Annotated in this window: 16 protein-coding genes; 9 read left to right on the top strand and 7 right to left on the bottom strand. The window is 52.6% G+C overall.

Features of this window, described 5'->3' with window-relative positions:
* The first annotated feature begins 498 nt into the window (after positions 1-498).
* Together KJA68_RS10080 and murJ are read left to right on the top strand one after the other, a co-directional pair.
* A complete protein-coding gene (locus tag KJA68_RS10080; RefSeq protein WP_213036806.1) occupies positions 499-2,109 on the top strand; it encodes an NAD(P)/FAD-dependent oxidoreductase in 1,611 nt (536 codons plus the stop codon).
* A 68-nt stretch (positions 2,110-2,177) separates the two neighbouring features.
* Positions 2,178-3,713 carry a murein biosynthesis integral membrane protein MurJ gene (gene murJ, locus KJA68_RS10075; protein WP_213036814.1) on the top strand — a complete coding sequence of 512 codons (1,536 nt, stop codon included), beginning with the start codon at positions 2,178-2,180 and terminating at the stop codon, positions 3,711-3,713.
* Positions 3,714-3,865: 152 nt separating this feature from the next.
* Here the strand turns inward: murJ and pgi are convergent, their stop codons facing one another.
* Both pgi and glgB read right to left on the bottom strand, forming a co-directional pair.
* Positions 3,866-5,509 carry a glucose-6-phosphate isomerase gene (gene pgi, locus KJA68_RS10070; RefSeq protein ID WP_213036805.1) on the bottom strand — a complete coding sequence of 548 codons (1,644 nt, stop codon included), beginning with the start codon at positions 5,507-5,509 and terminating at the stop codon, positions 3,866-3,868.
* Positions 5,510-5,742: 233 nt separating this feature from the next.
* Positions 5,743-7,941 (bottom strand): 1,4-alpha-glucan branching protein GlgB, encoded by a 2,199-nt coding sequence (gene glgB, locus KJA68_RS10065; RefSeq protein WP_213036804.1) that lies wholly within the window; start codon positions 7,939-7,941, stop codon positions 5,743-5,745.
* 107 nt (positions 7,942-8,048) lie between these two features.
* Here glgB and glgC point away from each other — a divergent pair, with 107 nt between their 5' ends.
* The 3 genes from glgC (at position 8,049) to KJA68_RS10050 (ending at position 13,812) form a co-directional block, all read left to right on the top strand.
* Positions 8,049-9,329, top strand: coding sequence for a glucose-1-phosphate adenylyltransferase (gene glgC, locus KJA68_RS10060; RefSeq protein ID WP_213036803.1), 1,281 nt, complete (start codon positions 8,049-8,051; stop codon positions 9,327-9,329).
* A 33-nt stretch (positions 9,330-9,362) separates the two neighbouring features.
* Positions 9,363-11,081 (top strand): glycoside hydrolase family 57 protein, encoded by a 1,719-nt coding sequence (locus tag KJA68_RS10055; RefSeq protein ID WP_213036802.1) that lies wholly within the window; start codon positions 9,363-9,365, stop codon positions 11,079-11,081.
* 712 nt (positions 11,082-11,793) lie between these two features.
* The gene (locus KJA68_RS10050) at positions 11,794-13,812 is read left to right on the top strand and encodes an alpha-amylase/4-alpha-glucanotransferase domain-containing protein (protein ID WP_320412128.1); all 2,019 of its coding nucleotides are present in this window, start codon (positions 11,794-11,796) and stop codon (positions 13,810-13,812) included.
* Positions 13,813-13,893: 81 nt separating this feature from the next.
* Here KJA68_RS10050 and pgl read toward each other — a convergent pair whose 3' ends face one another.
* Entirely contained in the window at positions 13,894-14,613 is a 720-nt protein-coding gene (pgl, locus tag KJA68_RS10045; RefSeq protein ID WP_213036801.1) for a 6-phosphogluconolactonase, read from the bottom strand.
* 186 nt (positions 14,614-14,799) lie between these two features.
* On the opposite strand from pgl, the gene cysM reads away from it, so the two are divergent.
* Positions 14,800-15,687 carry a cysteine synthase CysM gene (cysM, locus tag KJA68_RS10040; RefSeq protein WP_213036800.1) on the top strand — a complete coding sequence of 296 codons (888 nt, stop codon included), beginning with the start codon at positions 14,800-14,802 and terminating at the stop codon, positions 15,685-15,687.
* Positions 15,688-15,732: 45 nt separating this feature from the next.
* Here the strand turns inward: cysM and abc-f are convergent, their stop codons facing one another.
* Positions 15,733-17,604 (bottom strand): ribosomal protection-like ABC-F family protein, encoded by a 1,872-nt coding sequence (gene abc-f, locus KJA68_RS10035; RefSeq protein ID WP_213036799.1) that lies wholly within the window; start codon positions 17,602-17,604, stop codon positions 15,733-15,735.
* Between the two features lie 492 nt (positions 17,605-18,096).
* Here abc-f and KJA68_RS10030 point away from each other — a divergent pair, with 492 nt between their 5' ends.
* Together KJA68_RS10030 and KJA68_RS10025 are read left to right on the top strand one after the other, a co-directional pair.
* Positions 18,097-18,813, top strand: coding sequence for an iron-containing redox enzyme family protein (locus KJA68_RS10030; RefSeq protein ID WP_213036798.1), 717 nt, complete (start codon positions 18,097-18,099; stop codon positions 18,811-18,813).
* Positions 18,814-19,029: 216 nt separating this feature from the next.
* Positions 19,030-19,914 carry a PLP-dependent cysteine synthase family protein gene (locus tag KJA68_RS10025; protein WP_213036797.1) on the top strand — a complete coding sequence of 295 codons (885 nt, stop codon included), beginning with the start codon at positions 19,030-19,032 and terminating at the stop codon, positions 19,912-19,914.
* A 135-nt stretch (positions 19,915-20,049) separates the two neighbouring features.
* On the opposite strand, the gene KJA68_RS10020 is transcribed toward KJA68_RS10025, so the two are convergent.
* The 3 genes from KJA68_RS10020 to KJA68_RS10010 are packed head-to-tail and all read right to left on the bottom strand — an operon-like array spanning position 20,050 to position 22,528.
* Positions 20,050-20,811: a LamB/YcsF family protein gene (locus KJA68_RS10020; RefSeq protein WP_213036796.1), complete on the bottom strand. Its 762-nt coding sequence runs from the start codon at positions 20,809-20,811 to the stop codon at positions 20,050-20,052.
* The gene (locus tag KJA68_RS10015; protein ID WP_281412165.1) at positions 20,808-21,833 is read right to left on the bottom strand and encodes a 5-oxoprolinase subunit C family protein; all 1,026 of its coding nucleotides are present in this window, start codon (positions 21,831-21,833) and stop codon (positions 20,808-20,810) included. Before KJA68_RS10015 ends, KJA68_RS10020 begins: the two co-directional genes overlap by 4 nt.
* Entirely contained in the window at positions 21,821-22,528 is a 708-nt protein-coding gene (locus KJA68_RS10010; protein ID WP_213036794.1) for a 5-oxoprolinase subunit B family protein, read from the bottom strand. Before KJA68_RS10010 ends, KJA68_RS10015 begins: the two co-directional genes overlap by 13 nt.
* A gap of 85 nt (positions 22,529-22,613) precedes the next feature.
* On the opposite strand from KJA68_RS10010, the gene ggt reads away from it, so the two are divergent.
* Positions 22,614-24,362: a gamma-glutamyltransferase gene (ggt, locus tag KJA68_RS10005; protein ID WP_213036793.1), complete on the top strand. Its 1,749-nt coding sequence runs from the start codon at positions 22,614-22,616 to the stop codon at positions 24,360-24,362.
* Positions 24,363-24,364 lie beyond the last annotated feature (2 nt).

The following is a 24,364-nucleotide window of genomic DNA, read 5'->3' as shown; positions in this document are numbered from 1 at the left end:
CCCCTTGAAGCCCCTTTTGTGCAGCCGGATGACTTGCTTTCGCCTCTCGTGCAACTGTTCCAGCGTTTGGTATCGCGCGTCTTCTTTTTCCATGCTCGTTTGGAGACACCGAATGCTTAAAAGTTCAATCTTTATAAGGCCGGATCAATAGTACGATCAATTCGTGTTGACTGTCGAGGGACGGACAGGATGCAGGCGCTCTGTCCGGTGTGGTCAGTATAGGACTATATTACGCCCGTAGCAGAAACGGTTACGGTGGATGGCCGTTGAATCGCGCCGACCTGTGCAGGAAATAAGAATGCACATCAAGGCTGGATTGCCCGGGGCATAAAACCCGCATATGGCCATGCCTACTCGCTAGCCTGCTTGCAGGGGGTGCAGAGACTTTTAATGTACTGGAAGCCTTAAGAAACGTACTTGCGGTAAAATGACATCCGCCTAGCCTTTGGTTGGGAATCTTGTAGGCTTCCTTGCCGGGATTAATCCGGGATATTTTACATGCTGCGATTGACTGAATTTAAACTCCCCCTGAACCATTCCGAAGCCGAGCTAAAGACCAGGCTGATGCAGCGACTGGGCATCGGTGCTGATGAGCTGGTTTCCTTTACTGTTTTTCGCCGCGGATATGATGCGCGCAGGTTGTCTGCCATTGTCCTCATTTATACCCTGGATGTAGAAGTCAGGGACGAAGCTTCACTGCTTCAGCGTTTTCGGGATGATTTGCATGTCTCGCTTACACCCGACACAAGTTATCATTTTGTGACGCATGCCAAAGACAGGCCGATTTTGCGTCCGGTCGTGATCGGAACCGGTCCATGTGGAATGTTTGCTGCTCTGATTCTGGCGCAGATGGGTCTTTGTCCGATTGTTCTGGAGCGCGGCAAAAGCGTACGCGAACGCACCAAAGATACGTTCGGCCTCTGGCGGCAGGGAATATTGAATCCGGAATCCAACGTGCAGTTTGGAGAGGGGGGTGCCGGAACCTTTTCTGATGGTAAGCTGCACAGTCAGATCAAGGACCCGAAACATTATGGTCGGAAAGTGCTCCTGGAATTTGTCAAGGCCGGCGCGCCGGAGGAGATCCTGTATGTGAGCAAGCCGCATATCGGCACGTTTCGCCTGGTGGGAATGGTGGAGCAAATTCGCGCGAATATCGAAGCTTTGGGAGGAGAAATCCGGTTTCAGACTAAAGTGGAAGATATTTTGATCGACAACGGACAGGTCCGGGGGGTGGTGCTCGGTAGTGGTGAGGTTATTAATTGCGACCATGTCATCCTTGCTGTCGGGCACAGCGCGCGCGACACTTTCGGCATGCTTCACCAGCGTGGTGTGTATATTGAGGCCAAGCCTTTTTCCATAGGTTTCCGTATTGAACATCCCCAGTACATGATTGATCGCTGCCGTTTTGGGAAGAATGCCGGAAATCCGCTTCTGGGTGCGGCCGATTATAAACTGGTGCATCATTGCAGCAACGGGCGGTCAGTCTATAGTTTCTGCATGTGTCCCGGCGGTACGGTAGTTGCAGCAACCTCGGAGGAAGGCCGGGTGGTTACCAACGGCATGAGCCAGTACTCGCGCAATGAGCGCAATGCCAATAGCGGGATAGTCGTGGGTATTACTCCCTCTGATTATCCGGGCGGTCCGCTGGCCGGGATAGACTTCCAGCGCCACTGGGAAACGCGTGCTTTTGAATTGGGAGGGGGAAACTATCATGCTCCCGGGCAGACAGTGGGTGACTTCCTTGCAAATCGGCCTTCTACGGTGCTTGGATCGGTTATCCCATCCTACACGCCGGGCGTGCACCTGTGTGATCTGTCTGCTTCGCTGCCGGATTATGCAATCAATGCGATCAGGGAGGCTATTCCGGTGTTTGATAAACAGATCAAAGGGTTTGCCATGGCGGACGCCATGCTTACCGGTGTGGAGACGCGTACTTCGTCTCCTGTGCGAATCAAGCGCCGCGAAGATTTCCAGAGCCTGAATATTGCGGGCTTATATCCGGCAGGAGAAGGTGCAGGATATGCAGGCGGAATACTGTCTGCTGCTGTGGACGGGATCCAGGTGGCCGAAGCCGTGGCACTCAGCATGGTCCGGTCTGGAAAATGCTGATAAGGGAATGCCCCAGCCGGGGATAAGCTGGCAAGAAACGTAGAATCCTTATTTCAAGGGAGCCTGATATCAACCTTCTCAAAGCACTTGGAACGATCAGTATCCTGACGCTGCTTTCCCGCATTTTTGGCGTTATTCGCGACATATTGATCGCGCGTGTTTTTGGCGCGGGCATGGCGACGGATGCTTTCTTCGTCGCTTTCAAGTTGCCCAATCTGCTGCGACGCCTGTTCGCAGAAGGGGCATTCTCCCAGGCTTTCGTGCCGATCTTTGGCGAATACAAAAACCTTCGCGGACATGACGAATCAAAGCAGTTGGTAGATCATGTCTCGGCGTTACTGGCGCTGATCCTGTTTGTGGTTACTCTTGTCGGTATCATTGCAGCGCCGATCCTGGTTTACATCAGCGCACCGGGTTTTGCAGCGACGCCGGAGAAATTTGATCTTACCGTTCAGTTGCTGCGGTTTTCCTCTCCCTATATATTCTTTATTTCACTGGTGGCAGTAGCATCCGGAATACTTAATACTTACAACAAATTCTGGGTGCCTGCATTTACTCCGATCCTGCTCAACCTCTGTCTGATTGGAGCTTCGCTATGGCTGGCTCCTTACTGCGATCCCCCGATCATGGCGCTGGCGTGGGCGGTATTGCTGGCCGGACTTGTCCAGTTGATGTTCCAGTTACCATTTCTGAAAAAAATCGGCATGCTGCCATCCATGCGCCTGAGCCTGAAGGATGCAGGAGTATGGCGCATCATCAGGCAAATGGGTCCGGCGGTTTTTGGAGTGTCGATCAGTCAGATCAGTCTGATCATCAATACCATATTTGCTTCTTTCCTGATGGCGGGGAGCGTATCCTGGCTTTATTATGCCGACCGCTTGATGGAGTTTCCATCCGGAGTACTGGGGGCGGCTATCGCTACCATTCTCCTGCCGTCCCTGTCCAAGCATCACGCAGTGGGAAATCAGGCGGAATATTCCAGGCTGCTTGACTGGGGGTTGCGCCTGACTTTCATGCTTACCCTGCCTGCGGCGCTTGCGCTGGGCATCATTGCTGTTCCCCTGTTGTCCACTTTTTTTCAGCATGGCGCTTTTTCAGCGCTTGACGTGCTGATGACGCGCAATGCCCTTGTGGGCTACAGTGTCGGCCTGATTGGTATTCTTTCGGTTAAGGTGCTGGCGCCTGGTTTCTATGCGCGCCAGGATATAAGAACCCCGGTGAAAGTTGGCATGATCACTCTGCTGGCTACCCAGACCATGAACCTGTTGTTCATTGGTTGGCTGCAGCATGCAGGCCTAGCTTTGGCGATTGGTCTTGGCTCTTGCCTGAACTCTGCCATCCTGTTCCATTTGCTGCGCAAGAAGAGTATTTATCAGCCAGAACCGGGCTGGGGAAAATTTCTTGCCAAGCTTGGTCTGGCGCTACTGGTGTTGGGGCTGGCCCTATGGTTTGGCATGGGGAGCGAGAAAAGCTGGCTGATCAGCGGCGGGTGGCTGCGTATCTGGCGCCTGGCTGGACTGGTAGCGGCGGGCATGGCGGTTTATTTCGCTGTGCTCTGGTTGCTTGGTTTCCGGCTTAAGGATTTTTACAGGCGCGGCGCATGAACCGGACTGTAGCCAGCGCAGGGAAATAGAATATCCGGTATCCGAAATTCGCTCGTGGAGATAGCGGAAACGGATTCAGTTTTTTGCCTGATCGCCCGGGGGAATTTCGGCGGGTGGCCCCGGTCTGTTAGTCTGCATGGTTGCGATGGTGTTCAGATGCGGCGCGCAAGGATGTGGTCGATCAGGCCATTGGTGGAAGAATCGTGCACAGAAACGGGCCGGTTCCCTTTCAGGTCCGGCAACAGTTTGCCCGCAAGTTGCTTGCCGAATTCAACCCCCCACTGGTCAAAGGCATTAACGTTCCAGATTATGCTTTGCACCAGCACTTTATGTTCGTAAAGGGCGACCAGCATACCCATCGTGTATGGATCGAGCTGGTCAAATAGCAGAGTGTTGGTGGGGCGGTTGCCCGGAAATACCTTGTATGGCAGCAGCGTTTCCAGTGCATCACCTTTCAGGCCTTGCCTCTCAAGCTCGGCGCGCGCCTCCTTTGATGTTTTGCCGAGCATCAATGCCTCGGTCTGTGCAAGGCAATTGGCCAGCAGTATTGAATGGTGTTCGCCGATCGGGTGGTGGCTGTTAATCGGTGCCAGGAAATCGGCGGGAATCATTTGTGTTCCCTGGTGTATCAGTTGGAAAAAGGAATGCTGACCGTTGGTGCCGGGTTCGCCCCAGATAACCATTCCGGTTGCGTAATCCACCGGGTTGCCGTTACGGTCAGCCTGCTTGCCGTTGCTTTCCATTTCCAACTGCTGCAGGTAAGCGGGGAAATGGTGCAGATACTGGTCATAGGGCAGAATGGCATAGGAAGCGGTACCAAAAAAATTTGCATACCAGATACCGAGCATGCCGAGAATTACCGGCATATTGCACTCCAGAGGCGATTCACGGAAATGCCTGTCCATTGCATGCGCACCGGCAAGCAGACGCTCAAAATGATTCATGCCAATATAAATGGCAATGGGCAAGCCGATAGCCGACCACAAGGAATACCGGCCGCCAACCCAGTCCCAGAATTCAAATACATACTCCGGTTGGATGCCAAAGCGTGATGTTGCAGCAAGGTTGGTCGAGATTGCAGCAAAATGCTTGCCGACCGCTTCCTCGGTACCCAGGTTTTTTACCAGCCAGTCGCGAGCGGAATGGGCATTGGTAAGGGTTTCCAGCGTGGTGAATGTCTTGGAGCTGATGATAAAAAGCGTGGTTTCGGGATCGAGAAGGCTGAGTACTTCTGCCAGATCCGTGGCGTCCACATTGGAAATGAAGTGTGCGGCCAGCTGCGCGCTACCAAATGGTTTCATCGCAGAACAGACCATAAGCGGCCCCAGTGCGGAGCCCCCGATGCCAATATTGACTACGTTCCTGAATGCTTTTCCAGTATGCCCGAGAATCCTGCCATTGCGCACCGCTTCGGAGAAGTGCCGGATGTGGTCCAGCACGTGATGAACGTCCTGCACCACATCCCTGCCGTCAGCGTATATCGAACTGTTGCGGGGGGCACGCAATGCGGTATGCAACGCTGCCCGTTGTTCGCTGTTATTGATTTTTTCGCCGCGGAACATGCGGGCAATCCAGTCTTCCAGCTTGTTCTGGCGTGCAAGGTTCAGTAACAGTTCCATGGTATCACTGGTAATGATGTTCTTTGAATAATCCAGTAGCAGGTTGCCTACCTGCAAGGAAAACTTGCCGAAACGGCCCGGATCCTGGCTAAACATTTCGCGCATAGTTTGATGGCTGATTCCTTTGTGGTGGGCCGCTAAAGCTTTCCATGCTGGCGAATGAACAAGAGTTGACATGTTTTCCTCGGGGTCTGGATTAAGTATTCAAGGCTGGGCAATGAGTATTTTCGTGGTGCATGATTTGGAAATTCTGAAACACAACTTTATGATTCAACTGGTTCATTTTGGTATGTCGAAATAATGGGCGCATGGGTTGTTGATTTTTTATGCTGCTCTGGATGGCGGGCAAAACAGGAAATTCTTTACAAGCTTCCTTTTATTTTGGGTTGCCTATAGATCTAAGACTGCTTTCAAGTTGACATCAGCATGATTCCAGCGAGCGGTGGCAATTCGATCTCGGCAGAAAAAGGCAGGCCCATCCGGGATGCAGGTTCAGTATGGATTTCTCCGGAATTTCCAATGTTTTCTCCGCCATAATGACGGGAATCGCTGTTGAAGATTTCCCGGTAGGCACCAGCGGATGGCAACCCGATGCGGTAGCGGTGGTGGGGAACCGGGGTGAAGTTCAGGGCGACGACAATGGTTTCTCCATTACGGCCGTGGCGCATGAAGGAAAGAAGAGAGCGTTCAGCATCCTGGCAATCGATCCAGGTAAATCCCGCCTGCTCAAAATCCTGTTCATGCAAGGCCGGCAAGGTGAGGTAAAGGCGGTTCAGGTCTCGCACCATGCATTGTATCCCACGGTGCTGGTCCAGTCCGAGTTGCCACCATTCAAGTTCCCAATCCGATCTCCACTCTCGTCCCTGGCCAAATTCATTACCCATGAAATGGAGCTTTTTTCCAGGGCTGGTCATTTGATAAGCAAGCAGTAACCGGAGATTGGCAAATTTCTGCCATGTGTCTCCTGGCATTTTGCCGAGCAAAGAATTTTTGCCATGTACTACCTCGTCGTGAGAAAAGGGAAGTATGAAATTCTCGCTATATGCGTACAGCTGGCTGAAAGTTAGCTGGTCCAGGTGATAGCGCCGGTGGATCGGGTCGAGCTGCATGAAGTGGAGCGTATCGCTCATCCACCCCATGTTCCATTTCATTGAAAAACCCATTCCGCCAAGGTACACCGGGCGTGAAACCCCTGGCCATGCGGTGGACTCTTCCGCTAGCGTCAGTGCACCGGGAAATGCGTCATGCACCATGATGTTGAGTTCGCGCAAAAATTCCATGGCATCCAGGTTTTCTCTGCCGCCGTATTTGTTCGGTAGCCATTCTCCCTGTTTGCGCGAGTAATCGAGATACAGCATGGAAGCCACTGCGTCTACGCGCAGGCCATCAAAATGAAACTGTGACAGCCAGAAATGCGCACTGGAAATCAGAAAACCTCTTACTTCATTGCGTCCATAGTTGAATATATGCGTACCCCAGTCCTGATGGAATCCAAGGCGCGGGTCTTCGTGCTCATAAAGTGCTGTGCCGTCAAAATATGCCAGTGCAAAATCATCCTGCGGAAAATGTGCAGGTACCCAATCGAGCAGCACTCCAATTCCGACCTGATGACAACAATCGATAAAATGACATAGATCATCGGGTGAGCCGAAGCGACTGGTGGCTGCAAAATAACCCGTTGCCTGGTATCCCCATGATTCATCCAGTGGGTGCTCGGAAACGGGCATCAGTTCCACGTGGGTATAGCCCATATCTTTTACATAGGGAATGAGTTGTTCAGCCAGTTCCCGATAAGTATAAAAACGCCCGTCAGGGTGACGTTTCCATGATCCAGCATGAATTTCGTAAATATTGAGCGGGGCGTGCAGCCAGTCCCACCTTTTTCTCTGCTCCAGCCATTCCGCATCCTGCCAGTCGTGGTGACAGGCCAACCCAGCGCGTGCAGCCGTGCCGGGTCTCAGTTCGAACGAGTTGGCATAGGGATCGGTCTTGATCAATACTGTGCCGGTACGGTTGCGGATCTCGAATTTATACAGCAGGCCTGGCTGAATTTCAGGGATAAACAATTCCCATATTCCACTGGAGCCATGCACAGTCATCGGATGAATGCGCCCATCCCAGTGGTTGAACTCTCCGATTACGCTGACCCGTTCGGCATTCGGTGCCCAGACCGCAAAACGTATTCCGGGAACGCCATCGATCAGCATGGAGTGGGAGCCCAGTATCCTGTAGGCCTGATGCAACTTTCCCTCGTTGAACAGGTGCAGGTCGAAGCTGGATATACTGGGCGCAAAAGCATAGCAGTCATACAGCAGGCGTTCCGGAGCGTTTGGCAAACCTGGCGTGTTATCCATGATGAGCAGGCGATAGGGGTGTTCCGGTTCATCACTACCCTGCCATTCAAACAGGCCATCCGCATGAACACGTTCCAGCATATCGCTGCCGCGATTTGTCATCAGCTGGATATGGCTTGCGGTGGGATGAAACACACGTATGATGTATTTGCCTTTATCCTGATGCAGGCCGAGATATGATAATGGATCGTGCAGTCTTCCCTGCAGCAGTCTTTCAGCACGTACATCTAGCGGAATGCGTAGTTTTTGTTTCATGGTATGGGGATTATAGCCATAATTAAGAACAGGGTATGGTTACAATCTGGTAGAGTCCTTTTATGCGATAGTATTCAAAATATAATTTACGAGCGCGGGAGCAAATTATGCTACAGTCAAGTCAATTCCGTTTTGTAAGTTCGATTACAAAAAGCACATATGCTATGGTACTGGCCGGGGGGCGTGGCAGCCGTCTGCACCAGCTCACTGACTGGCGGGCCAAGCCCGCAGTGCCATTCGGCGGTAAATTTCGCATTATCGATTTCGTACTATCTAATTGCGTGAATTCCGGCATCCGCCGTATTGGGGTGGCGACTCAGTACAAGGCGCACAGCCTGATCCAGCATATCCAGCGCGGATGGAGTTTTCTCAATGGCCAGTTTGGTGAATTCATTGACGTGCTTCCGGCCCAGCAAAGAATCGAAGAAATGTGGTACCGGGGCACGGCGGATGCCGTATTCCAGAATCTGGATATCATGCGGGGGGCAAATCCGGATTTCATTCTGATATTGGCAGGCGACCATGTTTACAAGATGGATTATGGCAAGCTCCTTGCCTTTCATATAGAAAAGCGGGCCGACATGACGGTTGCTTGTATCGAAGTTCCCATTGAAGATGCAAGCGGGTTCGGCGTAATGGGTGTGGATGGTGAATCCAGGGTGGTGACTTTCGATGAAAAGCCAGAACACCCCGCATCGATCCCTGGCAAGCCGGGTGTTGCCCTGGCAAGCATGGGCATTTACGTATTTAACACCTCTTTCCTGTACGAGCAGCTGGTGCGGGATGCAGACGACCCTAGATCCAGTCATGACTTTGGTAATGACATTATTCCTCACCTGGTAAGCACGGGATACCGGGTTTATGCCCAGAGTTTCCGGGATAGCTGTGTCAATCTGGATGGCGAAGCGGACTACTGGCGGGATGCAGGAACAATCGATGCCTATTGGGAGTCCAATATGGAATTGACCAAGGTTACTCCGTCATTGAATATGTATGATCAGGAATGGCCGATCTGGACTTACCAGGAACAATTGCCGCCGGCAAAATTTGTATTTGATGACAATACTCGCCGGGGCATGGCCGTGGATTCGCTGGTGTCGGGGGGGTGCATCATAAGTGGCGCCCTGGTACGTAGTTCGCTGCTGTTTTCCAATGTATCCATGGACAGTTACAGCGTTGTTGAGGATTCGGTGATTTTGCCTAACGTCAAGATTTCAAGCAATGTGACGCTCAAGCGGGTGGTGGTGGACAAGAACTGTGTGATCCCTGAGGGATTGACTGTCGGGGTGAACCGCGAGGAGGACGCAAAGCGTTTCTACGTGAGTGAAAAAGGGATTACGCTGATCACTCCTGACATGCTCGGCCAGCAGGTTCACCGCATACGTTAGATTTCAGCACGAAGATATTGATGGGGAGCCCATATGTCCCGGCCTCTTGAACTAGTTTTTCTCTGGCATATGCACCAGCCAGACTATCGTGATCACTCCAGTGGTGAATTCCTGTTGCCGTGGGTTTATCTGCACGCGCTCAAGGATTACAGCGACATGGCCTACCATCTGGAGCAACATCCACAGGTCAGGGTAACGGTCAACTATGTGCCGGTTTTACTGGATCAGCTGGAAGATTACGTCCAGCAGTTTGCCACCGGTCAGATTCGCGACACTCTTTTGCGTCTGCTGGTACGTGAAAATCTCAATGATCTGGACGAGCCGGAGCGCGACCTGGTTCTGACGAGCTGCTTTCGCAGCAACCACCATAACATGGTTGCGCCGTATCCAGCCTACAAGCGCATGTCCGAACTGTATAAGCTGCTCGAGCCGGGGGGAAGCGCCGGGTTTGACTACCTGTCGGGGACATATTTCTCGGATTTGCTGACCTGGTATCATCTGGCCTGGTGTGGCGAGAGCGTGCGCCGCGAGCATGATCTGGTCATCCGTCTGATGAGCAAGCATGAGGGTTTCAGTTATACTGACCGGAAGGGATTGTTCGATCTGATCGGGCAAGTGATCGCTGGTATCATTCCGCGCTATCGCAAGCTTGCCGAGACAGGACAGATTGAGCTATCGACCACTCCACACTATCATCCGCTTGCCCCATTGCTGATGGACATGAACAGCGCGAAGGAAGCCATGCCGGAGGTCAGCCTGCCACAGTCGCAATGTTATTCTGGCGGGAAATCACGTGTCGAGGCACATGTATTTTCTGCAATAAAAAGTCATGAGAAACGCTTCGGCGCGACGCCAGGCGGCATATGGCCTGCGGAGGGTGCGGTGTCCGCTTCTTTCCTCGAGGTGCTGGCTGCCCAGAAATGCCGCTGGAGTGCAAGCGGCGAAGGCGTGCTGGCTAACAGTCTGCTTGCAGCAGGGGGCCACATGCCAGACCGCGCCCATTTCCTTTACCGTCCCTACCGTGTTCAAGGTGCGGCAAGTAGCATGTGCTGTTTTTTCCGTGACGACCGACTTTCTGATCTGATCGGTTTCGAGTATTCGCGCTGGAACGGAAAAGATGCTGCACTGCATTTTGTAACCCAGCTCGAATCGATTGCTGAACTGGCTCCGGCAGGGGAAACGCCTGTGGTCAGTGTAATTCTGGATGGCGAGAATGCATGGGAATATTATCCCTACAATGGCTATCATTTCTTCACCGACTTGTATTCTACGTTACAGCTTCATTCGACTATCCGCACCACAACTTTTTGCGGATACGTGGATCGTCTTGACTCTGTGGAAGGAAGCGGGGATCTTGCCAGGGAAGGAGAGCTGCATCGTCTTGTTGCCGGAAGCTGGGTATACGGGAATTTCTCTACCTGGATTGGTTCCCCGGACAAGAACCGTGCCTGGGATCTGTTATGCATCGCCAAGCAAAGCTATGACATGGTCATGGCGAGCGGCCTGCTGAACGAAGTTGAGCGCCGGGATGCAGAGAAGCAGCTGGCTTCGTGCGAGAGTTCCGACTGGTTCTGGTGGTTTGGTGATTACAACCCGGGACATGCCGTTTCTAGCTTTGACAGACTGTACCGGATCAATCTGATGCATTTGTATCGTTGCCTGAAACTGCCTGTGCCTGCCAGCCTCGATGTTTCCATCAGTCAGGGCGGGGGGAGCGCTGAGACAGGAGGGACAATGCGTCGTGCTTCCTGAAGGTTTGTGTGATTGCGAATAAATGCTGGCTTATGCGGATGTAATCCGATTACTGCCTGTACCTACAGAATTGCATTTTGGTTCCGGATTTCGCTCCTTAAGTAGTATTCAAATGGATAACGTTATCTGGAAATACGTAGAATCGGCCCGTCTGCAATTTGATTATGTATGAATTTTTCCGTATGGGCGTACTCGCATGCCCTGGAAAAGATATCTGTCATCTAATTACATAACAACCTGAATATTCTTGACAATTGTAATTATTTGTGAGAATGTTTATCGAAAAGATTCATGCGAATTGCAGCTTATACATTCTGGGTATGCGGGGTTGTTCTCTTGCTCTATCAGGGTTGAAATAGCCACGGGATGTTTCCAATCTGGCGGAATGCTGAGGATGCGCTGCCTGCAGGTTAATGGGACAGACCGGATTAAGATGGTTTTCTCGCTAAAAAGGCCCTTCGGTTTTCAATCCGGATAGCTGAAAGGCCGGGATTTTGTCTTGAAGATAGGACATGTCGCCGGATTTAATCGGGTTGCTCTCTTCTGATCAAAGTGCAAAATCAGTCGGAAACCTTGGTTCTGTCGCAAATTTTGAATGGCAACATGAATATTGTGCCGGTTTACACAGGTCGCCTAGCTGCCATTTTCCGTAAGTACCATCCAGTTGGCTGATGTCATCAGGATGCCGTTGATGTAAACATGGGGTCACAGAATGAAGATGCACGAAACGGTTTCCCTGCTTTTTGGTGTCCACGCCCATCAGCCGGTAGGCAACTTCCCGGAGGTGGTGGACGATGCGCATCAGCGTTGTTACAGGCCTTTTCTGCAGATATTGCACCGTTATCCTGAGTTTCGCTTTGCCGCACATTTTAGCGGTTGGCTGCTTGATTACCTGTTTGAAAAATTTCCCCAGGATATGGCACTGCTCACTGAGATGGTTGGACGGGGCCAGGTTGAGATGTTTGGCGGTGGTGATACTGAACCGGTGCTGGCGGTTATTCCGTACCGCGATCGGGTCGGCCAGACCGTCCGGTTATCCGATAAACTGGAAGCCAGGACAGGAATCAGGGCGCAGGGTGCATGGCTGACCGAGCGCGTGTGGGAAGCAACAGTGATCCCTGCTTTGGCCGATTCCAGGATTCAGTACGTTACGGTGGATGATTACCATTTTCTGTGCAGTGGCAAGAGCATTCCGGAACTGAACGGCTATTTCACCACAGAAGAGGATGGTCGCAAGCTGGATCTGTTTCCGATTTCCGAGGCGCTTCGCTATCGCATGCCGTTTTCTCCTGCGAATGAAGTCGTGGACTATCTGGAACATCTGGTGCGCAACGACCTGCAGGCTTCGGCAATCTATTTCGATGACATAGAAAAATTTGGCATCTGGCCGGAGACGTATGAATGGGTATACGAAAGGGGATGGCTGGAGAATTTTATTCGTGGCGTGCTGGCTTCACCGAAAATCATTACGCATACGTATCGTGATTATCATGCAACGGAAAAGACACGTGGTATCGTATATCTCCCTACCACTTCTTATATAGAGATGAATGAGTGGACATTGCCCACGGTTGCGGCGCATACCTATGCTGATCTGGTGCAAAAGGAGAAGGACGGAGGCCAGTATGAACTGCGCAAGGCATTTTTGCGTGGCGGCATCTGGAAAAATTTTTTTACCCGTTATCCTGAATCAAACTGGATGCACAAGCGCATGCTGGAATTATCGGAGCGTCTGCACGCCCTGCCGGAGCAGAACCAGACCCCGGAGATGCGGGATCAGCTGTATATCGCCCAGGCCAATGATGCATACTGGCATGGACTGTTCGGCGGGTTGTACCTTCCGCATCTTCGCCGGGCGGTATATGGTGCCATTGTAAGGCTTGAGTCGCTGCTGGATCATGCAGCAGGGCGTGCAGCCTGCATTTGCGTTGATGCCGACAGTGATGGCAAGGATGAGGTTTTCCTGCACAATGCAAAACTGCAAGCAGTCGTGAAACTGGACGGCAGTGCCAGCATACTGGAACTGGATGATTATTTGCTGTGTCACAATTTTGGCGATATCCTGCGCCGCCAGAAAGAGCATTATTTCCGTAAAATCGAATCCAGCCATTCCTCATTGCAGCACGAAGGAAGCGGGATTGCTTCCGCTCATGACCGGGTGGCGTTCAAGCATGAAATCACGGCAGAAAATCTGATTGTGGATGATCATGCGCAGACTTTGTTTCGCGATTCCCTGTTGCTGGATAGGGAGGAAATTTCCCCGAATTACGAACTGGTTTCCACTACTTCGGAAAGCTTGCTGTTTCGTGCCATGCTGGCTGGCATGGAAATTAAAAAACGCATCAGGCTGGATGCAGGCAGTTTATGCGTGCATTACACTTTTGATCCTGCATTGCAGGGGAGTTTCCTGACGTGTGTGCCGCTGGCAATGCCAAGCTGTGACGGTTTTGCCGGGCGATATATTCAGGGCGACAGGGTTCTGGGGGGGTTCGGCAACGAAATTGAATTGAGCAGCATGAATGGCTTGGTTCTGGATGACCGCGTGCTGGGCGGAAATGTGGCGTTGTGGGGTTTTCCGCAGGTTCAGGGCAGGCCCTACTTTACGGTTTCGCAGTCTGAAGCAGGATTTGAAAAAATCATGCAGGCCGTAATGTTAACCCTGCGCTGGTCTCTCACTGAGGGGGAAATGAGCATCAGGATAGCCACCCATCCGGGTAATTCGGTGCAGTAGTTCCGCAGATTATTCCGCCATTATCCGTTGTTCTTCAAAAAGGCCCGGGGCAGATGGAAGCGGATGACAAAAGCAAAGCCTTTAGTGGTCCGTTTCAAACAATGTGGTTTCAAGATACACGTCGATGCCATCCTGAGGACGGATTGCGGCAGCAGGAATCGGGATGCCATGGAGCCAGTTCTGGATTGCCTTTTTTTTCGAGGCGCCGCTCACTATGAAGAATACCTTGCGTGCCGCACTCAGGCGATGTGCGCCAAGGGATACTCGCTGAGGTGGAAATTTGGGTGCATTCCCCACTGCGAGTACTGCGGGGGAATCCGTTGCGCTGCCCAGATCGTGGCCGGGAAACAGGCTGGCAGTGTGGCCGTCTTCGCCCAGGCCTAGCAAAACCAGATCGAACAGCGGGATGTTTTTCAGCGTCTTTGCATAAGCGCTGGCGGCGATCCCGGCCCCCAGCTCTGCTTGAATCGGGTGAATCTGGCCGGGCGGGATGGGGACCTGGTTCAGCCAGGTTTCCATGGCCATCCTGCTATTACGTTCGAGGTGATAGGCTGGCAGGCAGCGTTCGTCACTAAAATACACGTGCCAGGCATTCCAGTCTGCATCCGCCTTGCGCAGTGCCGCATAAATCCGGCGAGGGGTCGTGCCGCCTGCCAGTACGATATGGAAAGCCCCACGCAGGCGTACAGCAGCTTCTGCTGCCTGCAATATTGCGTGTGCGGCGGATTGTTCCAGTTCTGCAGTCGTGCTGAAATCATGCCATCGGCAAAGTTGTGGTGAGGTGGCTGTCAGGGTACCCATGCAGCTTTTCCGGTATCAGGTGATTGTTTGGCGGCCAGTGGCTATGCTAATGGTTTCGACCATTATGGCAGTTGCCGCGATGGTGCGCCATATCATGCATATCATAATGTCATATGGAATGGTGATGAATTTTTTGCGTCGGTTAGGTAGTGTTAAGATAGCAAAATTTGATTCAGGGATATGCAGATGTATCATGCAATTGAAGAATTTGTAGGGAATACACCGCTGGTCAGGCTCAAGCGCATCCCCGGCAGCACGAGCAACGTGCTGCTGGCCAAACTGGAGGGGAATAATCCTGCTGGTTCGGTTAAGGATCGCCCGGCTCTTTCGATGATTCTGCGTGCCGAGGAGCGCGGCGACATCCAGCCTGGCGATACGCTGATCGAGGCGACCAGCGGTAATACCGGCATTGCGCTTGCAATGGTTGCGGCGATGCGCGGCTACAGAATGATACTGGTGATGCCTGAAAATCAGAGCATCGAACGTCGACAGAGTATGCGCGCCTATGGTGCGGAACTGGTGCTGACCTCGAAGGAGGGCAGCATGGAAGAGGCACGTGATGTGGCAGAAAAAATGCGTGACGAAGGCCGCGGTATCATTCTTGACCAGTTTGCCAATATGGATAATCCGCTAGCCCATTATCAGGGAACTGCGCCAGAGATTTGGCGCGACACGCAAGGCGGCATCACACACTTTGTCAGCAGCATGGGCACTACCGGCACGATCATGGGCTGTTCGCGCTATTTCAAGGAAAAAAACTTGGACATACAGATTATCGGTGCCCAGCCGGAAGAGGGCGCGCAGATTCCCGGTATTCGCAAGTGGCCGGAGGAGTACTTGCCAAAGATATTTGACCGTGGCCGGATCGACAGGCTGGAGTATGTAGGCCAGCCGGAGGCGGAAGAAATGACGCGCCGCATGGCGAGCGAGGAGGGAATCTTTTGCGGCATCTCGTCCGGCGGTGCGCTGGCCATTGCATTGCGGGTATCGCAAGATGTTCAGAATGCGACAATCGTTTTCATCGTGTGTGACCGCGGAGACCGCTATTTGAGCACAGGGGTGTTTCCGGGATAAGCCGAGATTTTGGCCTGGACAGGGTTGGCATATACTATTCCCAGCTTATGCTGGCCGGTTATCTTCGGTGTTCCCCTCGATCGCCATTTCCAGTTCCAGCCAGTTTTCTTCCAGTTCGGCTACCTTTTGTTCCAGGATTGCATGCAGGGTTTGCAATTTGCTGACCGTTTCATGGTTAGCGCTGGTGTAAGTAGCCGGATCGGCCAGCTGGCGGCTGACTTCTGACAGTTCTTCCTGGTTTTTTGATAGCGTGGCTTCCAGTCTGGACTGTTGCGATAGAAGTGTTTTTTTGTTGAAGCGGGGCACGGTGGGTGGTTTCGGTTTTTCCGGCTTGGCCTGGGCGGTTTCCCTTGGGCGGCGGGTTTCGATCCAGGTTTTGTAATCCTCCAGGTCGCCATCAAACAGACTGGCATTGCTGTCTGCAATAAGCCATAGCTCTTCGGTGATGGCGCGGATCAAGCTGCGGTCGTGGGATACGAGCACTACAGCCCCGGTATATTCTTCTAGCGCCAGGGTGAGGGCGTCGCGCATATCAAGGTCGAGGTGGTTGGTGGGTTCGTCCAGCAGCAGCAGGTGAGGTTTTTGCCAGGCAAGCAGTGCCAGCGCCAGTCGGCTTTTTTCGCCACCGGAAAAGCTGGCTACCGGGCGGTCTTCGCTGTCGCCTGCCAGACCGAAGCGACCGAGGAAGCTGCGCAGGGTTAGCGTCGCAATACTGGGAGCCAGCTTTTCCATGTGCTGTAACGGCGTAGCTGCGCTGTCCAGGTTTTCCAGCTGGTGTTGTGCAAAGTAGCCGATACGGATATCGGGTGTGGTTTCCAGCGTGCCTGAAGTTGGCGTCAGTTCTCCTGCCAGCAGCTTGATCAGAGTGGACTTTCCAGCCCCGTTCGGGCCAAGCAGGGCGATGCGCGCTCCGGCCCGCAGTACCAGACTAATATTCTGGAACAGAACCTTGTCACCGTAGCGGAAACCCATTTTATCGGTGCGCAGCAACAGGTCTGGGCTACGTTCCGGCGCCTTGATTTCAAGTTCGAAATGTCCATCCTGGAGATGAGCCGGAGCAATGCGCGTGAGACGTTCCAGAGCTTTGACCCGGCTTTGCGCCTGTTTGGCCTTGGTTGCCTTGGCGCTAAAGCGGCGTACGAAATCTTCCAGGTGCGCGATTTTTTCCTGTTGCTGCCTGAAAGCATGATTTTGCTGGGTAATGCGCTCGGCGCGTGCGCGCTCGAAATCATCGTAGTTTCCCGCGTAGCAGTCAATTGCGTGGTTGTGGAGATGAGCGACACGGTTCACGCAGGCATTCAGGAATTCGCGATCATGCGAAATCAGGATCAGGCTTCCAGGATAATGCGAAAGGTATTGTTCAAGCCAGAGAATGGCTTCCAGGTCGAGGTGGTTGGTGGGTTCATCCAGCAGCAACAGGTCGGCCCGGTGCATCAGGGCGCGGGCCAGGTTCAGGCGCATGCGCCATCCTCCCGAGAAGCTCTGTACCGGGCGTTCCAGCGTGTCGTTGGCAAATCCCAGCCCGTCCAGCAGCTGCGCGGCACGGGCTTTAGCCATGTAGCCATTGATTGCTTCGTAGCGGTGCTGGGCTTCAAACCAGGCGGGGTCATGCTGTTCCTGCGCCAAAATTTTTTCTAACTGCCGCAGTTCCCTGTCACCCTCAAGAACGAATTCCAAAGCAGGCTGGTCGGAGGTGGTGATTTCCTGTTCGACGGAAGCAATGGTTTTTCCGGATTGCCGGGAAATTTCTCCGCTGTCCGGCCTGATTTCGCTGCGAATCAACCGGAATAGAGTGGATTTGCCGCAGCCGTTTTTCCCTACCAGACCAATACGCTGGCCGGGATGTACCTGAAAGCAAATTTGCTGCAGCAGGGGGACGCCGCCCTGCAGATAGGTCATGTCTTGAATGTTTAGCATGGCGTAATGATAACAGAGCCGCCTGTCCTTATTGCATGGTTGAGCAAGGCAGGTGTGAAGCTCGGGGTTCCGGGTATGGTTTAATTTTTTATCATTCGGATTCCATGAGCGGAATGCAACGTGGTATTGGATGTCAGGGATTACAAGCCTTATTTGCTAGATTTTTCGGTTGCGGGTTGTAGTGGTGGGTATTTTCTGGGTGTTGCTGGTTCGGGAAATTTTTCATTGTAGATCCTTGTGTGCGGCATCGTACAGATGAACTGTTTTTTTTCGGGCAGATTAATATTAAGGCATATCGGGATGAGCTCTGACAGATGGTAAGGGATGTCGATCGGTCTGGTTTAGGGCGGCGGCTCCAGTTACAGGCCAATCCAGGATAAGCACCGAGGGTATGCATGAATAGTGTGTAAGACAATGTATGGCTGCGGGGTTACCCGCTTATTGGTAGAAAAATTTGGTCAGCAATCGGAGGTTGTGTAAAGGAGAGTTGCCATGAAAAGTAGTCCCATAACAGTTAAGCAATGGCTCAAGAAACTTCAGGGGGAGTACCGGAACGTTGCTAGGCAAAGTGCTTTTTTCGGGAAAATAGCATCCGCCTCTTCTGCCAGGGATTTTCAATGGGTTCGTCAGCTATATTATTTGTCCTGTGATTTTACTGCTGCAGTAGCATTACGCTATGGCAACTGCCAGGATCCACGTTTCAGGGATGCCTTTGCAGAACACGCTTCAGAGGAATTGACACATCCTGCAGATCTTGTTGTATGGATGCGTGAATTCGGTTTTATGGGTGCGAATGAAGATCCGATGTCCATTCCGCAGAATCTGGAAACCCTTGCGTTGGCCTCATATCTTTTACGCTCTGCCGTTCGTCAACCGATTCCTCATCAGATCATTACGCTTAATTTGATGATAGAAGGGCTAGCGTGTGATTTCTACCCGCCAGTAAATGCAAAATTAGGCGAACTGGGATTGACCCCAAGAGGCTATTGGGCTGTTCATGAAGAAGCGGATATGAAACATGAAATTCTGGGGCTGGACTTGATTCCACAGTGTGATCCAGATTCGCCTGCTGGCAAGTCATATGCCCAAACGGCATGGGAAGTGGCTAGCTTATGGGTCCAGGTGTTCGAAGCATGGGGTGACGTTCCGCTGGGGAGCAGGCTCCAGGTACATCCTCCAGAAAAATTATCCGCTTGCTGGCATGTCTGATTTTTGGTCGGGTTCCACATGATCGCTGGTTGTTCCCGTGATCCGGACTGCAATGGACGTTTTCAGGTTGATTCGTGTGAACGATGCTTGAGGCTTTCTTCTGGATTGGATAACATAATAAAATTGTTATTTTCACTGCCGATATTCCTGCCTGTTACAAACTGTGCTGGGAATGACAGATTATCCTAAATTTATAATCCTTCGAATTTTTTCATTATGCAAACCATTCTCGACGCCATCGGTTCTACACCTCTCATTCAAATTGACGGTATCTGGGTCAAGTTGGAATTTCTTAATCCGTCTGGATCGATCAAGGCGCGTATTGCAAAATATATGATCGAACGTGCCGAGAAGGAAGGGTTGCTGAAACCGGGCGATACGATCGTGGAGGCGAGCAGTGGCAATACTGGTAACGCAATGAGTATGGTGGCCGCGGTAAAAGGCTACAAAATGCTGGTGTTGATGCCCAACGGCCTCAGTCGTGAGCGTACTGCTATATCGCGTGCCTATGGAGCGGAAGTGCGCATCATTGGTGACTTCCATGTCAACGATGCACTGGCCGAGGCCAGAAGGCTGGGAGAGTTGCCCGGCTATTTTGCGCCGCAGCAGTTTGACAGTGAATGGAATGTGGATGAGAACCGGGAATGGCTGGGACCGGAAACTCTGGCGCAGTTACCTGCCGGCGTGCTTCCGGACGCGGTGGTCGGCGGGGTAGGAACAGGCGGCACCATTATCGGGGTGGGTCAGGCGTTCAAGGCGGCCAACCCGGCATGCAGAGTGGTTGCGCTAGAGCCAAGCGAGTCGTGCACGATACTCTGTGGCGAAATCGGTAAGCACTTGATCGAAGGAATTGCTGACGGGTTCGTTCCCGGCATCATTCAGCGCCACAGGGATTTTCTGGATGAGGTTGTCACAGTCGAATCCGAAGAAGCGGTAGGAGAGATGCGCCGGCTGGCGCGTGAGCACGGTTTGTTCGTCGGCCCTTCGTCCGGTGCACACATGATTGCCGCACGGGATTTGCGCGAGCGGCACAATCTCAAAAATATTGTTACCTTTCTTTGCGACAAGGGGGAAAAGTACATTAACGACTACTGGCTGTGAGGCCTCGAGGCTGGAATCCGGGGATGAACAGCAGTTGCAGGCCAGGTAAGCCTATGACCCGGGGCAGGGTGGCAGATGTCGGTATATGGCTGCGGCAGCAGAAAGTCACAGCTGAGAGGCCGGGCGTGATCGAAGCTACTGAAATGCCGAGACGCGGATACCTGCTTCTTGCAGGGCTCGCCGCAGCTGTTTTGCCAATGTCACGCAACCAGGGTGATCTCCGTGGATGCATACGGTATCCGCCTGTAGGGTAATGGTTTCTCCGCCCATGGCAGAACATTTCTGGTTCAGGATGATCGAGAGCACTTGCCTGACCGATTCCGACGGGTCGTTGATTAATGCATGGGGCTGATGTCTGGGTGCCAGATGCCCGGAGGCAAGGTAGCGGCGATCCGCAAATATTTCACGGGCGATCCGGATGCCTTCATTTGTGGCGATATGTTCCATTACGCTGCCTGAAGGCACATATAGCACCGGTTCGCCTCCCAGTTTCCGTATAGCCCGGACAATGCCTTTGGACAGTTCTTCGCTTTCCGCTGTCATGTTGTACAGCGCGCCATGAAGTTTCACATGGCGCAGAATTGTCCCCTGCGCTTCGGCGAAGGCGCGGATGGCGCCGCTTTGGTAGAGAACCAGACGGTAGGCATCTTCTCCGCTGATGTTCATGCGCCTGCGTCCGAATCCTTCCATATCGGGCAGCGAAGGGTGGGCGCCGATAGCGACCTGGTGCTGGACGGCCAGCGCGGTGGTTTTTTCGATTGTTAGCGGATCGCCTGCATGAAATCCGCAGGCAATGCTGGCGCTGGTGAGGAAGGGGATTAATTCGGCATCGTTTCCTGTGGGCCCGCTGACCGAACTTTCGCCAACATCGGCATTGATATCTATGATTTTGTTCATGGTTGCAGTCTATCAGATAGGGATTGCCTGATACGTTTCCATTCCTGATTCATTTTTATGGCTGCTGTATCCACTTCATCCAAGCTGGTCAAGTGGAAGTGAATCCTGCTGGATGGGGAGGCATGGGCCAGCAAGTGCGTGAAGCAGCCTGGAATTTCAAGTATTCGCGGGTATCCGCCTGTCGTCTGGTGTTCACAGGACAGTAGAATGGGAAATCCGTCAGGAGGCAGCTGTACCGTTCCCTGCCGGACAGGCTCGCTCGGGATATGCGCTGTGTCGGTCAGAAGTACAGGTGGCCCGTTTAGCCGGATTCCCTGGCGGTTGCTCTGTGGATCGATGTGCCAGAGGGTTTGCAGCGTTCTTTCCGCCTGGATATCGGACAGAAGAGTGAAATGTCGTCCTTTCAGCACAGGCAGATGGATGATGGGCCATGATTCCGGTGTGGATGCTTTCAGTCTCCAGCGACCCGCGGAATAAGGAGAGTCAAGTGTGAGTCGAGTTTTTTGGAGGGCGGTCAAAATTTCATGCAGGGTATCCGGATTGGCTTCTCCGATGGGTATTTTATCGCCCCGGGCCAGGATGGGTTTTCCAATACCGGCTGCCAGGTGGGAGGACCGGCTATGCAGAATTTTTGGGAACAGCAGACCACCCGCCACGGCAATCCAGCACCGGAACCCCAGGCGAGTATGATGCCATTCCACCGTGGAATTCGCTTGAATCAGAACTGGACGATGGGTGGGGAGAAGTTTTTTGTCTCCGCTGTGGCTTCTGATTGAAACGCTGCACTCTGCTCCCGTGCAGGCGATCAGGGTATCATTCGGGAAATGCAGGATAGGGCCATAGCCGGTGATTTCCATTCCTGCATCCGTATCCAGGTTTCCGACTAGCTGGTTGGCCAGTATCATTTGTCTTGGATCCATAGCTCCTCCGCAGGAGATCGCGATATGTTGGAAGCCAGTTCTGCCAAGGTCCTGAATGGTGGTGAGTAGTCCGGGGTGCAGGACCTGAATTATTTTTTGCATAATCGTTCAAATTGCGGCTTTGAAATTTTTTCAAAAATGATGGTATCCCCCAGCCCGATGAGATTTTTCCGGGTACGGGTCGGATCAAAAAGTTCGAGTGGGGTGGCACCGATCAGATTCCATCCTCCAGGAGTGGAGTTGGGATAAACCGCGCATTGTTCCCCCGCGATGGCGACGGATCCCTTCGGGACGCGATGTCTTGGTTTTTCAAGTCGTGGAGTGTGTAGGCGCAGATCAAGTCCCTTGAGATAGGCAAAGCCTGGCATGAAGCCTAGCAATTGTGCTTGGTAGGTGTTTTGCCAATGGAGAAGGATGATTTCTTCGGTTTCGAGCTGCGCATGCCGTGCGATTAAGTCCAGGTCAGGCGCCAGTTCTCTGGCGTAGCATATCGGCAAGTGAACCGTATGATTGCGGGCGGGTACCGTCAGTCGACTCCTGGAAATGGCCATGTACAAATAGTCGATACCTCGCGACCGACCCTCCCGGTTACAGGACGGGGCCGGTAGTATCACCGCAAGCGTATGGATGCCAGCGATAATTTCCTGGATGTATGCTGGCTTGTGCTCGATCAGATAGTGGTATAGCTGCTGTACCGACGAGGATGGATCCGGGTGGCCTTTATAGTCGACTATCAGCATGTTATCGGCACAGGTAGATATTCCGGGGGTGTCGGGTATGGCAGTTTTTGCAGGCATTCAGGTCCTATAACCTATAAAATTGAGTGTAGTTCGGTTGCATGTCATGGTAGATAGCCAGATAAATTTTGGAAATGGTTAAATTATGAATTTTCAGAAGCTCTATAACATCCGATTTCTGCTTGGCATTATCGCGAGCCTGTTCTATTCCGCGCAAGCTACTGCCGATGTACATACTGTTACTCCTGTCAAACCGGGCTGGTCGCACCAGGAGGTGGTGCAGGGGAAAAAGTGGATGGTGGCAACTGCGCATTCTGAGGCAAGCCGGGCTGCTGCAGAAATATTAAAGGCGGGCGGGAATGCGGTTGATGCAGCGATTACCGCGGCGATTATGCTAACCTTGGTGGAGCCTCAGTCATCCGGCATTGGAGGAGGAGCCTTCCTGTTGCACTATGACCCGCGTAAGCGCTCCCTGAAGGCATATGATGGACGAGAAACTGCGCCCGGCCGGGCGAATGCGGACAGGTTTCTGGCAGAAAACAAAAGTCCACTGGCATTTGGAGATGCGGTTAACCATGGCCTTTCAGTCGGCGTTCCTGGCTTGCTTAAAGTTCTCGAACTGGCCCATCAGAAAGGCGGTCGGCTACCCTGGAATAAATTACTTGAGCCGACGATTGCTCTGGCTGAAAATGGTTTTGTTATTTCCCCAAGGTTGTATTATCTTTTGAGCACGGACTCTTTCCTGCGTCAGGATGAGGAAGCGAGAAAATATTTTTATAACTTGCAGGGTGATCCATTGCCGGCCGGAACACTGCTTAAAAACCCCGAGCTGGCTACGGTACTTCGGCAAGTGGCAAATCAGGGTGCTTCCTTTTTTTATAGCGGTGAAATTCCTGATGTAATTGTAAAAAAGGTGACGGGCCGTAGCAGGGCAGGTGATTTATCCACGGGTGATTTTCAGCGTTATCAAGCCTATGAAAGGACTCCCGTATGCGGTCCTTATCGAATTTGGCGTATTTGCGGTATGCCGCCGCCTTCTTCCGGGGGCATTGCTGTGCTACAGATACTGGGGCTGCTGGAGCGGTTCCCAATAAAAACCCTGGGTGTTCAGTCAGCCGAAGCCATTCATCTTTATTCGGAAGCCTCCCGGCTGGCTTTTGCAGATCGCAATCGTTATATTGCCGATCCTGATTTTTCTCCAGCGCCGGTTGAGAAATTGCTCTCTGAAAGTTACCTGGGCAGCAGGAGCCATTTAATTCAGCCAGATCAGGTCATGGAAATCGTCAAGCCGGGCGAGTTTCTAGGGGTGCGGGCAGGAGGCATAGATAGTCATCCCGAGTTGTCGGGCACCAGTCATTTGTCGATTGTGGATAGCGACGGGCAGGCTGTTTCGATGACCTCGACCATAGAATCAGCTTTTGGCTCCAGAATCATGGTCAAGGGTTTTCTGCTGAATAACCAGATGACCGATTTCTCTTTCAAGCCAGAAGATGAAAACGGCCTGATCGCAAACAGGGTTGAGGCCGGGAAGCGTCCGCGCAGCTCGATGTCTCCGACCATGGTCTTTGGGCCGGATGGCCGGGTAGAGGCCGTTCTTGGTTCACCCGGCGGGGAAAAAATCATCAGTTATGTAGCGAAGACATTGCTGGGTATTCTGGATGCGGGGTTGGACCCTTTGGCAGCCATCAGGTTGCCCAATATCAGCAATCGCGGCAAAGACACGGAATTAGAGGCGGAACGAGCGCTGGACTTTACAGCCCGTGCGCTGACTAAGAAAGGCCATACCATCCAATTCCTGGAAATGACCAGTGGAGTGCAGGCGATTATGCGCTCTGGCGATGGATGGCAGGGTGCAGCTGATCCCCGTCGCGAGGGTAAGGTAATCGGTGAGTGATC

This window comes from Candidatus Nitrotoga fabula, from assembly GCF_905221025.1.
Taxonomy (GTDB): domain Bacteria; phylum Pseudomonadota; class Gammaproteobacteria; order Burkholderiales; family Gallionellaceae; genus Nitrotoga; species Nitrotoga fabula.
This window is presented reverse-complemented; position numbering and strand designations above follow the sequence as displayed.

Bases quoted from the DNA above. Each gene is read 5' to 3' on its own strand.
- KJA68_RS10080 (WP_213036806.1), top strand. From the start codon at position 499: ATGCTGCGATTGACTGAATTTAAACTCCCCCTGAACCATTCCGAAGCC.
- pgi (WP_213036805.1), bottom strand. From the start codon at position 5,509: ATGTCAACTCTTGTTCATTCGCCAGCATGGAAAGCTTTAGCGGCCCAC.
- glgB (WP_213036804.1), bottom strand. From the start codon at position 7,941: ATGAAACAAAAACTACGCATTCCGCTAGATGTACGTGCTGAAAGACTG.
- glgC (WP_213036803.1), top strand. From the start codon at position 8,049: ATGCTACAGTCAAGTCAATTCCGTTTTGTAAGTTCGATTACAAAAAGC.
- KJA68_RS10055 (WP_213036802.1), top strand. From the start codon at position 9,363: ATGTCCCGGCCTCTTGAACTAGTTTTTCTCTGGCATATGCACCAGCCA.
- KJA68_RS10050 (WP_320412128.1), top strand. From the start codon at position 11,794: ATGAAGATGCACGAAACGGTTTCCCTGCTTTTTGGTGTCCACGCCCAT.
- pgl (WP_213036801.1), bottom strand. From the start codon at position 14,613: ATGGGTACCCTGACAGCCACCTCACCACAACTTTGCCGATGGCATGAT.
- cysM (WP_213036800.1), top strand. From the start codon at position 14,800: ATGTATCATGCAATTGAAGAATTTGTAGGGAATACACCGCTGGTCAGG.
- abc-f (WP_213036799.1), bottom strand. From the start codon at position 17,604: ATGCTAAACATTCAAGACATGACCTATCTGCAGGGCGGCGTCCCCCTG.
- KJA68_RS10030 (WP_213036798.1), top strand. From the start codon at position 18,097: ATGAAAAGTAGTCCCATAACAGTTAAGCAATGGCTCAAGAAACTTCAG.
- KJA68_RS10025 (WP_213036797.1), top strand. From the start codon at position 19,030: ATGCAAACCATTCTCGACGCCATCGGTTCTACACCTCTCATTCAAATT.
- KJA68_RS10020 (WP_213036796.1), bottom strand. From the start codon at position 20,811: ATGAACAAAATCATAGATATCAATGCCGATGTTGGCGAAAGTTCGGTC.
- KJA68_RS10015 (WP_281412165.1), bottom strand. From the start codon at position 21,833: ATGCAAAAAATAATTCAGGTCCTGCACCCCGGACTACTCACCACCATT.
- KJA68_RS10010 (WP_213036794.1), bottom strand. From the start codon at position 22,528: ATGCCTGCAAAAACTGCCATACCCGACACCCCCGGAATATCTACCTGT.
- ggt (WP_213036793.1), top strand. From the start codon at position 22,614: ATGAATTTTCAGAAGCTCTATAACATCCGATTTCTGCTTGGCATTATC.